Below are 12,341 nucleotides of genomic sequence, written 5' to 3' on the forward strand. Positions count from 1 at the left end.
ACCGAGCGCTCCGCGACGACGGCAGAACATCTTCAGTGGATGGCCGCGCGTGGCGCGGGCGGCGGCTCGTCGCGGGCCAGCAGACTGCCGGCGTAGAGGGCGCACAGCAGCAAGGTGAAGCCACCCCAGAACGTCGAATAGAACGCGAGGTGCGTATTGAAGGGGAACACGGTCACCGCCAGGGCCAGCATCGCCGGTCGCGCCCGGTCACGGGCCTCGGGCGCGGCGAACCGCCAGGCGCGCCAGGCCAGGGCCACGCCGGCCAGCCACAGCAGCAGGCCGATCGCACCGGTCTCGCTGGCGACTTCCAGCACGATCTGGTGGGCGTGCAGCGCCGGCCCGTCGCCCCAGGCGGCCATTTCGCCCGCGAGCGGGTCGCAGGCCGGGAACGCCTCGCGGAAGCCACGCGCACCGACGCCGTTGACCGGATGCGCGCGGATCATGCATGCCGCCGCTTCCCAGATCCGGGTCCGACCCGACAGCGCGGTATCCACCTGCGCCTGGTCCGCCGACAGGCCCATGACGGTGCGCTCCACGCGTTCGCGCACCTGCGGCGACAGCAGCGTGACCACGGCGGCGATCACCACGCCGCCGGCGAACACCGCCGACAGCCCTTTCCAGCCGAGCAGGCGCCAGCCCGAGAACAGCAGCACCAGCCCGAAGGTGAGCCACGAGGCGCGCGAGCCGGCGAACAGCAGCACCACGCCGATGGCCGCCGCCGACAGGATCCAGCCTGCGGCGCCGAACCGGCGTCCCGCCGCATACAGCGCGAACGGCGACAGGCTGGCCAGCACGATGCCCAGCTTGAGATTGCATGGGCCGAGCACGCCGCCCACACGATCGGCCTGGGCCAGCTGCTCGAGTGAACACATCGGCCGACTGCTGATCAGCTGCTTGAGCTGGTCGATGCCGAAGAACAGCGGGCTGGTGCCCAGCGCCACCTCGGCCAGGGCGTCCAGGGTCCACACCGCGACGATGATCGCCAGTCCCCCCAGCGTGATCCGCCGCGCACGCCGCGTGGCGACCGCTGACGCCACCAGCCACAGGAACGGCAGATAGCGCAGGTCCACCAGCGCCTCGCGCAGCGCGCGGCCCGGATCGACCGAGTCGATCGCCGACAGCAACTGCGGCATCCAGTAGGCGAAGAACAGCACGCTGCTCAGCGCCCAGGCCCCCGGGCTCAGCAGCGCCGCGCCGCCGCGGAAGCGCGCGCGCAGCAGCAGCGCGATCGCCGCGAGCGCACCGAGCACCATCACGCCTTCCGCATAGCCCGGCGCGGGCCACAGGATCACGAAGGCCAACACCCAGTGCGGCGCCCAGCGCCAGCCCACGGTGCGCGGCGCACGCGCGGCGCCGGTCGGCTCAGTTGTCGTCGTCGAATTCGTCATAGACCGCAAGCGTTGCATCCTGCATGGCACGCAGGGTGTAGGGCATCGTACCGGCTCGCGCCGGAGGTCGTGCGAGCAGCGCGCGCGCCGCCTGCGCCAGCGCGTGCGCATCGAACGGTGCGACCGCGCCCTCGGGCTGCAGTTCGGCCAGCAGTTCGCCGACACCGCCGTGGGCCCAGCCCAGCACCGGCCGCGCCGACGCCAGTGCTTCCACGACGGTGCGCCCGAAGGCTTCGGGCTTGCGCGAGAGCTGCAGCACGAGATCGCTCGCGGCATAGGCCCGGCCGATCTCCGAGGTCGGCGCGGTGATCGCCAGCGCCTGCGCGCAGCCCAATGCCTCGGCCTCGCGCTCCAGACCGGCGATGTAGGCGTCGCGTCCGGCCTGGCGTGCACCCGGCATCCACAACCGCGCATCGAGGCCGTCGGCACGCAGCGCAGCCAGCAGCGCCAGCGCATCGCCGTGACCCTTGAGCCGGGTACCGCGCCCGGGCAGCAGCAACAGCGGACCGCGGCCGTCGAGCGCGGGATGCAGGCCGGCCACCGCCGCGCGGGCCGCGGGATCGGGCCGGGGCGCAGGCGGAAACTGCACGGGATCGATTCCGCGCGGAATCACCCGCAGGCGCGCCGGATCGGTGTGCGGATAGTGCCGCAGCAGATGCTCGCGCACCGTGTTCGACACGCAGATCACGCGCTCGCCGCGGGCCATGATCGCGCTGTAGCGCGAGGGCGAATTCAGCCCGTGCATGGTGGTGACGAAATGCGGCCGGCGCGCAGCCGGCATCCGGCGCAGCGCCAGCCAGCCCAGCCACGCGGGCACCCGCGAGCGCGCGTGCACGATGTCGACATCCGCGAACAGGCGCCGCAGCGCGCCGACGTGGCGCAGCACCCAGGGGCGCTTGGCACCGATGTCGAGGGTGATGTGCTCGGCGCCGGTCGCGCGCAGCGCCGGCTCGAGGCGGCCGCCGGCCGACACGACGACCGCGCGGTGTCCGGCCGCGACCAGCGCCGCCGAGATTTCGATCGTGGAGCGTTCGACACCGCCGGCCGACAGTGCCGGCAGCAACTGGACGATGGTCAGCGGGCGGCGCACGGGCCGCGGCGCGCGGGCGCGCTCAGTCGACGAGGACGAAATGGGCGCCGCAATACGGACAGTCGGACGTGCCGCCTTCGGCCTCGATCGGCAGATAGACGCGCGGGTGCGAGTTCCACAGCGCCATCGACGGCAGCGGGCAGCTCAGCGGCAGATCGGCGCGACGCACCTCGTACTGCTTCGCGGCATTGGCTTGCGTCGGCTGGACGGGGGCTGCGGTCATGTCGGCGGCGTCGATCGAACGTGGGAGGCCGTCATTCTAGCGTGCCTGTCCGCGGGCCGTCCGCGGGCGATGCGGGTGCCCGCGCTCAGCGCGGCAGCGTAAACAGCAGGATGTCCGCCGGGTCCGGGTGCACGCCCCGGAGCACCAGCGTCGTCGCCTCGTCCACCCAGCCCAGCGCATCACCGGCCTGCAGACGCTGGCCGTCCACATCCACTGCGCCGCGCGCCACCTGCAACCAGTAGCGGCGATCCGCCACCAGGGCGGCCTCGACCTGCTCACCGGCGCCCAGCCATGTGCCCTGCAGCGTGGCCTGCTGACGGATGGCGAGGCTGCCGTCGCGGCCGTCGGGCGAGGCCAGGGTGACCCAGCGGCCACGCCTGTCCTGCCCGGGAAACGCCTGCTGTGCATGGCCGGGTGGCAGATTGACGCGGTCGGGCTGGATCCAGATCTGCAGGAAGTGCACCGGCGCATCGGCCGAGGCATTGAATTCGCTGTGTGCGATGCCGTGCCCGGCCCCCATCCACTGCAGTTCGCCGGCGCGCACGATCCCGGCGCCGCCGCTGTCGTCCTTGTGCGCCAGTGCGCCGTCGAGCACGTAGCTAAGGATTTCCATGTTGGCGTGGTGATGGGCGGGAAACCCAGCCCCCGGCGCCACGCGGTCCTCGTTCAACACCCGCAGCGCGCCGAACCCCATCCAGTCGCGATCGAGGAAGTGACCGAACGAGAAGCTGTGCCGGCTGTCGAGCCAGTCGGTGCGGACCTGGCCGCGGGCGTCGGCGGGACGGTGGACTTTCATGGCGCCTCTCGCGTGAGCGGATCGGACGGGCTGCAATGGAGGCCGCCGATGGAACGATCCCGCCGGCCAGCCGACGGGATCGGGACGACGCCGCGCGATGCGGCGCCGATACGGGGCCCGGGCATCCGGGCCGCCGCGCGGCCGCCGCGCTCGGCGGCCACGGGTGTCACTCGGCCGGGGCGGCGGCCGGTGCCGCGTCTTCGGCCACCACCGCCTCGGTGGTGATGCGCAGCTCGACCTCGTCGCTGACGTTGGGCGCGTAGGCGCCGACGCCGAAGTCGCTGCGCTTGATCTGTGCCGTCGCGTCGAAGCCGGCCGCCGGGCGCTTGGCCATCGGCTGCTCGCCGAACTTGTTGATGGTGACGTCGAGCACCACCGGACGGGTGTTGTCCTTGATCGTCAGATCACCGGTCACCCGCAGGCGGTTGGTGCCGGCGCTCTCGACCGCGGTGCTGCGGAAGGTCGCGTTCGGGAAGTTCGCCGCGTCGAAGAAATCGGCGCTGCGCAGGTGCTCGTCGAAGGCGGCGACATGGGAGTTCAGACCCGACAGCGGCAGCGTGACCTCGACCGAGGAATTGGCGACGTTGTCGGCGTCGTAGACGATCTGGCCCTCGACCTCGCCGAAGTGCGCGATCGGGTTCGAGAAGCCGAAATGGCTCCACTGCGCGATGACGTCGGTGTGCGCGGGGTCGAGGATGTAGGTGCCCGACACCCCGGTGATCGGCGTGGCGGCGGCATCGGGACCGGCCGGCGCGTCGGCCGCGGGCGCGGCAGCGGGGGCTTCGGTGGTGCCGGCGGGGGCGTTGTCCTGCTGGGCGCAGGCGGCGAGCGCGATGGCGGCGGCGAGCGGGAGCAGCAACAGACGGGATGTGCGCATGGGACGGACTCCTGGAGGGTCGTGTGGTGGAACGCGCGCCCGGACGGACGCACGGGACTTCGGGCACTCAGACGATGCGCGCGGCCTCGTCGAACGGCAGCCGCGGCGAGCGCGGGAAAATGGTCGAGGGATCACCGATGCCGAGGTTCACCAGGAAGTTCGACTTGATCGCGGTGCCGGCGAAGAACGCGGCGTCCACCTTGGCATTGTCGAAGCCCGACATCGCGCCGGTGTCGAGGCCCAGCGCGCGCGCGGCGAGAATCAGGTACGCGCCCTGCAGGCTGCCGTTGCGGAACGCGGCCTCGCGGCGGTTCTCGCGCGGGCCGTCGAACCAGCTCTTGGCATCGGTGTGCGGAAACAGGAACGGCAGCTTCTCGTGGAAGTCCTCGTCGTGGCCGATGATCACCGTCACCGGCGCCGACATCGTCTTGTCCAGATTGCCCTCGCTCAGCGCCGGGGCCAGCTTCGCCTTGGCCTCGGCCGACTTGACGAACACGAAGCGCGCCGGCGAGGCATTGGCCGACGTCGGGGCGAACTTCAGCAGATCGTAGAGCCGGCGCAGGGTGGCATCGTCGATCTCGCCGCTGAAGCCGTTGTAGGTGCGCGCGGTGCGGAAGAGCTGATCGAGCGCGGCATCGGACAGGATGTCGGTCATCGGGGCCTCGGAGATTGGGCTGAACAGCCACGAAGTGTAGAGTCCCCGGGCAGCGGGACACAGGAGCCGCCCGGAACGGATGGTCACACACGTGGAACGCGCCTCGCCCGCTGCGCAGGATTACTCGCAAATCTGGGCCGTCAGTGACGGCCGCGCCGGCAATGCCCGGCAGGCCGAGGCCCTGGCCGTCGCGCTTGCCGCCGACGCGCGGCCGGTGCATCTGCACCCGCGCGCGCCCTGGCGCTGGCTCGCGCCGCGGCGCCTGCCCGGTGCCGGGGCCGCCTTCGGCCCGAACTTCGCCGCGGCGCTGCGACGTCCGCCGCGCCTCGTCATCGGCTGCGGTCGCCAGGCCGCGCTGGCCACGCGGCTGGCCCGCTGCGGCGGCGCGCGTACGGTGCAGATCCTCGATCCGCGACTCGACCCGCGGCACTGGGACCTCGTCGTGGTCCCCGAACACGACGCCCTGCGCGGTGACAACGTGCTGGTCACGCGCGGCAGTCTGCACGCCGTCGACGACGACTGGCTGGACGCGGCGCGGCACGCGCATCCGGCCATCGGCGCCCTGCCCGGCCCGCGGACCGGCGTGCTGCTCGGCGGCGATTCGCGCCACGGCCGTTTCGACGTCGCCACGTTTTCGGCCCTGGCCGCGCAGCTGGACACGCTGGTCGACGACGCCGACGGCAGCCTGCTGCTGGTCGGCTCGCGCCGCACGCCGCCGGAGGTCCGGGCGGCCCTGCGCGCGCGCTACCGCGGCCACGCGGCGCTGCTGTGGGCGGACGCCGACGACGGCCCCAATCCCTATGCCGGCGTGCTGGCCTGGGCTGATCGCCTGGTGTGCTCGGCCGACTCGGTGAACATGCTCTCCGAGGCCTGCGCGACCCGGGCGCCGGTGCTGGTGTTCGAGCCGCAGCGCGTCGACGGTGGCCCGCGCCGCTTCGTCGACGGACTGATCGACGACGGCCGGGTGCAGATCCTGGGCCAGGCACCGCGCCCGGCGCCTGCCGTCGCGCCGCTGCGTGAAACGGCGCGCATCGCGGCCGAAATCCGTCGACGTCTGCTGGCGGACGGTCCCGGGCCGGCGTGAGCCGCCGCCGTCAGCGCAACTCGAGCAGCTGGTCGAAGCGGTCGATGACCGCATGCGCGCCGCAGCCGTGCAGATCGAAGCTGCGCCGGTAGCCGTAGCTCACCAGCACCAGCGGCGCGCCCGCCGCGATCGCGGCCTCGGCATCGGTGGACGAATCGCCGACCATCAGACACTGCGCGACCGGTACGCCGAACCGCGCAGCGAGATGTCGCAACGGCGCCGGATCGGGCTTGCGCTGCGGCAGCTCTCCGGCGCCCAGCACGTGTTCGAAGTACGGCGCAATGCCCATCACCTCCAGCAGCGGCGCCACGAACTGCGTGGGCTTGTTGGTGCACACCGCCATGCGCACGCCGCCGGCGCGCAGCGCCTGCAGGGTGCGTTCGACCCCGGGATACAGCCGCGGATCGAGCAGCAGGCAATCCTCGTAGTGGCGCATGAAGCGCGGCATCACCGATTCGACGGTGCGCGGATCGCCCGCGTGGTGCAGGGCCTGGGCGACGAGGCGGCTGGCGCCGTCGCCGATCCAGCCACGCACGGCAGCCTCGTCCACCGACGCATGGCCCAGCTCGACCAGCAGCCGGTTCACCGATGCCGCGATGTCGGACGCGCTGTCGACCAAGGTGCCGTCCAGGTCGAACAGCACGACCGGCCAAGGAAATCGACGTTCGGTGGCGACGGCTGACATCCGGGGCGTCCTCGAAGCGGGCGCCATAGTGTGCGCGATCGCGGCCGGGCGGAGGCCACTGCAACACAGCGTTGGCCCGCCGCGCCGCCGCGGCGGCGATGCAGCGACTATCCTCCCGGCACGCCGTCACGGAGTCCGCAATGCCCCGCACCACCACGCGTCCCCGTTCCAACGACGCCCCGCGCCTGCTGCGCACGCTGTGCAATCACTGGCGGCACAAGTTCGAGATCCGCCGCGACGACGAGACCCACGCCTTCGTGCCGTTCGTCGACGCCACACAGGGCGCCGACTTCCACGTCGACGGCGACACGCTGCGGATCGTGCTGACGCTCGACGACGCCGACGGCATCGCGCGCTACCAGCAGGTCATCGAAAACCACCTGCAGCGCTTCGCGCGCGACGAAACGCTGACATTCGACTGGCAGCCGGCCTGACGCGCGGCGCCTGACGATCGCCCCGGCGCCGCGCCCGTGCGGACGGCCGGCGGCCCGTGCCACGCGAGCACGGGCGGACGTGCATGCGCGGGGTCGTCATCCCCGCACAGCGGGCGTCTCCAGTGCGTGCGTGCAGGGCTGCGGACCGCGCGGCGGGCACGCCCGCCGGCCCCGGGTCCTGCGCAGACGCCCTAGCTGCCGCCGAACAGGCCCGCCTGTACCGGCAACGCGTCGCGCTCGCGGAATCCGCCGAGGCCCACGCCCACCAGGCGGTAACGCGTCGTGGGCGGCAGGTCCACCCGGTCCCGCAATGCCAGGGCGATGCGCACGAGTTCCTCCTGCGACGACGGCGGCGCCTCCGGCGTGAAGCTGCGTGTGAGGATGCGGAACTGCGAGGTCTTGAGCTTGAGGACGACGGTGCGCCCCACCCGCTCGGTCTTGCGCGTGGCGAGCCACGTTTTTTCCGCCAGCCGCTCGATCATCGGCGCGAGATCGTCGAGCGGCAGATCGCTCTCGAACGTGTCTTCCGACGAAATCGACTGCACCGGCTGGTCGGGCTCGACCGGTCGCTCGTCGATCCCGCGGGCCCGCTGGTACAGCCGCGCCCCGAAGGTGCCGAAACGCAGCTCGAGTTCCTCACGGGCCAGACCGCGCAACTCGCCGACGGTGGTGACGCCGAGATCGGCGAGCTTCTTCTCCATCACCTTGCCGACGCCGGGAATGCGCCCGACCGCGAGCGGGGTGAGAAATGCATCGATCTGCGCGGGCTTGACCACGAACAGGCCGTCGGGCTTGCGCCAGTCCGACGCGATCTTCGCGAGAAACTTGTTGGGCGCTACGCCGGCGGACGCGGTGAGGTGCGTGACCTCGCGGATCTCGGCGCGGATCGCTTCGGCGGTCGCAGTCGCGCTGGGCGAGGCAATCTTCGGCTGGGTCACATCCAGATAGGCCTCGTCGAGCGACAGCGGCTGCACCAGATCGGTGTGCCGCAGGAAAATCTCGCGCACCTGGCGCGAGACGGCCTTGTAGCGCGCGAAATCCGGCGGCACGAAGATCGCGTCCGGGCACAGGCGCTCCGCGGTCACCGCGGGCATGGCCGAGCGCACGCCGAACGGGCGCGCCTCGTAGGACGCGGCGCACACCACCGAACGCGCGCCGCGCCAGGCCACCACGACCGGCCGGCCGCGCAACGCCGGATCGTCGCGTTGCTCCACCGACGCATAGAACGCGTCCATGTCGATGTGGAGGATCTTGCGCACCCGGCCATTATCGATGCTGCGGTCGCAATGTCTGCGTCACGGCCGCGCCCCGGGCGCCGGCGCTCGACCTCGCGCTCACGTTCCCACGCGCAGGCTGCCGGCTCCGTTCCATGGAGCAGCGCCATGAGCCGCGGTGACAAATCCTCGTATACCGACAAGCAGAAGCGTCAGGCCGAGCACATCGAAGCATCGGAGCGCGACAAGGGCCGTTCGCAGGACGACGCGTCGCGCATCGCCTGGGCCACCGTGAACAAGCAGGACGGCGGCGGCAAGCAGTCCGGTTCAGGACGCAAGCAGCACTGAGCGCGCTAGTCAGCCGGTGGCGCCGGCCACCGGCAGGCGCACGATGGCGATCGTGGCGTCGTCGGGATCCGTTTCGACACGGAAGCCGAGCTGGCGGCACATCGCCAGCATGGTCGTGTTCTCGCGCAGCACCTGGCCTTCGACGGTCCGCAGGCCCTGCCAGGCCGCGTACTCGATCATGATGCGCATCAGGTGCCAGCCGAGGCCCGCGCCCTTGAGGTCGGAGCGCACCATGATCCCGTATTCGCCGGTGTCGTAGTTCGCATCCGCGAGCAGACGCACCGCGCCCAGCATTTCGCCGCTGTCGGGATCGATCGCCGCGAGCGCGATCGAGCGCGCGTAATCGAGCTGGGTGAGGCGCGCGATGAACTCGTGACTGAAGTGGCGCACCGCGCTGAAGAAGCGCAGGCGCAGATCCTCGCTGCTGACCTTGTCGAAGAACCGGCGGAACATGCCGTCGTCCTCCGGCCGCACCGGACGCACGAAGGCTTCGGCGCCGTTGGCCAGCGTGATGGTGCGCTCCCATTCGCTGGGATAGGGAAAAATCGCGAAGCGCGGATGCCCGCGCCCGCGATGCAGACGCTTCACCGGCGCGATGCCGACCCGCGCATCGAGCGCCAGCACACCGTCGTCGTCGGCCAGCAGCGGATTGATGTCGACGGCGTCGAGCTCGGGGATGTCGGCGGCCATCTGCGCCAGCTTGACCAGCACCCGCGCGATCGCGCGCTCGTCCGCGGCGGGCACGTCGCGATGGGCCTTGAGGATGCGCGACACCCGGGTGCGTCCGATCAGCTCGTGCGCCAGCCGCAGATCCAGCGGCGGCAACGCCAGTGCACGATCGTCGATGACGTCGCCGGCGGTGCCGCCGCGGCCGAACACGACGACCGGGCCGAAGGTCGGGTCGTCGACGATGCCGGCGATCAGTTCGCGCGCCCTGGGCCGCTCGACCACGGGCTGCACGGTCACGCCGTCGATCCCGGCCTCGGGGCCGAGGCGCCGCGCCGCTGCGAGCAGCGTCTCCGCCGCGGCGCGCACCGCCTCCACACTCGTCAACCCGTGACGCACGCCGTCGATGTCCGCCTGCAGCGCCTTTTCGGGCGGCGTCAGCCTCACCGTCACGCGCCCGCCGGGTTCCAGCAGCGTCTCCGCGGCCCGGCCCGCTTCGGCCGCGTCGACGCAGGCGCGCGCCGCCGCCAGCGGGATTCCGTAGAGCGCGAACAGGTGCGCGGTCGCATCCGGATCGAGTCCGCGCCGGCCGGCCGCGAGCGCGGACGTGACGAGGGCACGCGCGGCATCGACGTCGACGACGCCATCGTCCTGCAGGCTGGGCGGGGTTTCCATGAGCGCGCGCTGCGCTTCGCGGTGCCGCACCAGATACATGAAGCCGCGCACCGCGTCCGCCTCGCTGTCGAAGGCGGGGACCCCGGCCTCGTCGAGTGTCCGGCGCGCGTCGGCGTCGTCGCCGATCCACACCGCCAGCGTCGGCTTCGGCGCGGCATCGTGCCGGTGCGCCGCCAGGGTCGCGACGACGGCGTCGGCGGTGTCCTGCGGCGAGGACAGCACCGTCGGCACCTGCAGGACCAGCACCGCATCGTTGCTGCGGTCTTCGAGCAGCGCCTCGAGCGTGGCCGCATACCGGGGGCCGTCGGCGTCGCCGAGCATGTCCACGGCATTGCGGCGCGACCAGCCGCGCGGGAGCGCCGCGTCCAGCGTCTGCACGGTCGCTTCGGACAGCTCCGCGCGTGTGCCGCCCATGTCGATCAGCCGGTCGAGCGCGAGTTTGCCGATGCCGATGCCGTTGGTCATCACCGCGAGCCGCGGCCCCTGCGGCATGCGCAGGCGTGCCAGCGCCTCGGCCGCGGCGAAGAGTTCGTCGAGGGCATGCACACGCAGCAGGCCCGCGCGGCGGAACGCGGCGTCGTAGACGGCGTCGGGCGTAGCCAGCGACGCGGCGCGGGCCGTGTCGTCCGGCGCGTAGCGCGCATGCCGGCCGGGCTTCACCACGACGACGGGTTTTGCACGCGCCGCGGCGCGCGCCGCACTGAGGAATTTACGCGCGTCACGGATGCGCTCCACATACAGCAGGATCGCCCGCGTGCGACGATCGGTGGCGAAATAATCGAGAAGATCGGCGAAATCGACGTCCAGTGCGTCGCCCAGCGAGGCCACCGCGGAGAAGCCGATTCCGCGCGGACGGCTCCATTCGATCATGCCCGCGGCCACGGCGCCGGACTGCGAGATCAAGGCCAGATCGCCCGCCACCGGCATATGTGCGGCGAAACTTGCGAACAGCCGCGCATGCGGTGCGATGACGCCCAGACAGTTGGGCCCCATGATCCGCAGTCCATGCGCGCGGGCCACCTCAGCCAATGCCGCGTTGTGGGATCCGGGGCCTTCGCCCATGTCGCGGGTGAGCACGATCGCGGCCCGCGCGCCGTGCACGGCCGCCGCCCGTGCAACGCCGGCGACATCGGCGGGCGGCGCCGCGATGACCACCAGTTCGGGCACGAACGGCAGATCCGCCAGGCGCGGTACCGCAGGGACGCCGTCGATCTCGCGATAGCGCGGATTGACCAGCCCGATGGGCCCCGCGAAGCCACCGTCCCGCAGTTGCCTCAGCACCAGACGCCCGAGCGACCGCGCCCGCGGACTGGCGCCGACGACGGCAACCGAGCCAGGCTGGAAGACGGACTCGAGGGCGTATGTACTCATCGGCCTCGTCGGCGGCTTCGTGAAAGACGACTCGCGACGATACACGAACGCGCCGCGGCGTCCGGGCGCTCAGAAGATGCGGCGCTCGGTGCCGCGGAATGGCGCCGTCCGGCCGGAAGCAGCGCAACGCATGATGCAGTGATGCACGGCGGCTGCACAGCCGTGTCGCCTGGCGCCTGGATCACGGTCGGCACACATTTTCCGGCGCACGTCATAGCGGGCTCGCGTCCACTCGCGCGACCTGGCGACCTGGCGACCTGGCGACTTGGCGACCGGGCGACCGGGCGACCGGGCGACCGCCGAATCGTGTGCGCGCGGCGTTGCCTGGGCGGACATCGCGCGGGCGGAGGCGCACCCCGAACATGCACGCTTGCGACATGCGCCGACTGCACGCCGACGGCGCCCCCAAGCCGCCATCGGCGGGCTCTTGCGAGCGTTCGATCGCCCTGGCCATGGATGCACATCTTCAGCGGCGGGCCCAGGGCCGCGTGTCGCCAGGTTTACCTCCGCGCACGGCAGACGTACGCACGCGGACAGTCTGCGTATTGAACAGCAGCAATCGGAGGCCGCCCGACGTGCCCGACGGCTCGGCATCTAAGGTGATAACCGGGCGCATCAACTCGCAGCCGTCGACCCCGCGGGCGCGAGAGACGCGAGATCGCCCCTGCGAGAGTCGACTACCAGCGATCATTCACCGCGCTCGGCTGCGGGCCTCGCATCATTCGACGTGGTGCGGCACGCCGTGACGGCGGCGGCGCGCGCCGATGCATTTCGCTTCGAAAACGGCGGTATCTGCATGCATGCGCGACCGCATCCCATGTCCCCGTCCAGCCGA

The 12,341-nt window shown here is 71.8% G+C and carries 11 protein-coding genes and 1 pseudogene; 3 read left to right on the forward strand and 9 right to left on the reverse strand.

All coding sequences use genetic code 11. The features are described from left to right. Window positions 1-32: 32 nt before the first annotated feature. The 6 genes from PQS31_RS16000 to PQS31_RS16025 form a co-directional block, all read right to left on the reverse strand. Window positions 33-1,388 (reverse strand): O-antigen ligase, encoded by a 1,356-nt coding sequence (locus PQS31_RS16000; RefSeq protein WP_272763821.1) that lies wholly within the window; start codon window positions 1,386-1,388, stop codon window positions 33-35. Then, on the reverse strand, window positions 1,363-2,478 hold the full coding sequence (locus PQS31_RS16005) for a glycosyltransferase (RefSeq protein WP_272763823.1): 1,116 nt from the start codon (window positions 2,476-2,478) through the stop codon (window positions 1,363-1,365). Before PQS31_RS16005 ends, PQS31_RS16000 begins: the two co-directional genes overlap by 26 nt. A gap of 22 nt (window positions 2,479-2,500) precedes the next feature. Continuing rightward, window positions 2,501-2,701: a zinc-finger domain-containing protein gene (locus tag PQS31_RS16010; RefSeq protein ID WP_272763824.1), complete on the reverse strand. Its 201-nt coding sequence runs from the start codon at window positions 2,699-2,701 to the stop codon at window positions 2,501-2,503. An 85-nt stretch (window positions 2,702-2,786) separates the two neighbouring features. Then, window positions 2,787-3,497 carry a pirin family protein gene (locus tag PQS31_RS16015; protein ID WP_272763825.1) on the reverse strand — a complete coding sequence of 237 codons (711 nt, stop codon included), beginning with the start codon at window positions 3,495-3,497 and terminating at the stop codon, window positions 2,787-2,789. A 166-nt stretch (window positions 3,498-3,663) separates the two neighbouring features. After that, window positions 3,664-4,374 (reverse strand): YceI family protein, encoded by a 711-nt coding sequence (locus tag PQS31_RS16020; protein WP_272763826.1) that lies wholly within the window; start codon window positions 4,372-4,374, stop codon window positions 3,664-3,666. Between the two features lie 67 nt (window positions 4,375-4,441). Continuing rightward, window positions 4,442-5,029 carry a malonic semialdehyde reductase gene (locus tag PQS31_RS16025; RefSeq protein ID WP_272763827.1) on the reverse strand — a complete coding sequence of 196 codons (588 nt, stop codon included), beginning with the start codon at window positions 5,027-5,029 and terminating at the stop codon, window positions 4,442-4,444. A 79-nt stretch (window positions 5,030-5,108) separates the two neighbouring features. On the opposite strand from PQS31_RS16025, the gene PQS31_RS16030 reads away from it, so the two are divergent. Further along, window positions 5,109-6,113, forward strand: coding sequence for a mitochondrial fission ELM1 family protein (locus PQS31_RS16030; protein WP_272763828.1), 1,005 nt, complete (start codon window positions 5,109-5,111; stop codon window positions 6,111-6,113). Between the two features lie 10 nt (window positions 6,114-6,123). Here PQS31_RS16030 and gph read toward each other — a convergent pair whose 3' ends face one another. Then, window positions 6,124-6,798, reverse strand: coding sequence for a phosphoglycolate phosphatase (gene gph, locus PQS31_RS16035; RefSeq protein WP_272763829.1), 675 nt, complete (start codon window positions 6,796-6,798; stop codon window positions 6,124-6,126). A gap of 140 nt (window positions 6,799-6,938) precedes the next feature. Here gph and PQS31_RS16040 point away from each other — a divergent pair, with 140 nt between their 5' ends. Then, window positions 6,939-7,232, forward strand: a complete 294-nt coding sequence (locus tag PQS31_RS16040) for a DUF2218 domain-containing protein (RefSeq protein WP_272763831.1) — start codon at window positions 6,939-6,941, stop codon at window positions 7,230-7,232. Window positions 7,233-7,423: 191 nt separating this feature from the next. Here PQS31_RS16040 and dinB read toward each other — a convergent pair whose 3' ends face one another. Then, complete coding sequence (gene dinB / locus PQS31_RS16045; RefSeq protein WP_272763833.1) at window positions 7,424-8,491, reverse strand: DNA polymerase IV; 1,068 nt, start codon at window positions 8,489-8,491, stop codon at window positions 7,424-7,426. 123 nt (window positions 8,492-8,614) lie between these two features. Between dinB and PQS31_RS16050 the strand changes: the two are divergent. Then, window positions 8,615-8,785: pseudogene (locus tag PQS31_RS16050) on the forward strand (HupB); the annotation flags it as partial. 18 nt (window positions 8,786-8,803) lie between these two features. Here the strand turns inward: PQS31_RS16050 and PQS31_RS16055 are convergent. Beyond that, window positions 8,804-11,506, reverse strand: a complete 2,703-nt coding sequence (locus PQS31_RS16055; RefSeq protein WP_272763836.1) for a bifunctional acetate--CoA ligase family protein/GNAT family N-acetyltransferase — start codon at window positions 11,504-11,506, stop codon at window positions 8,804-8,806. Window positions 11,507-12,341 lie beyond the last annotated feature (835 nt).

The organism is Luteimonas sp. BLCC-B24 (genome assembly GCF_028550595.1).
Taxonomy (GTDB): domain Bacteria; phylum Pseudomonadota; class Gammaproteobacteria; order Xanthomonadales; family Xanthomonadaceae; genus Luteimonas.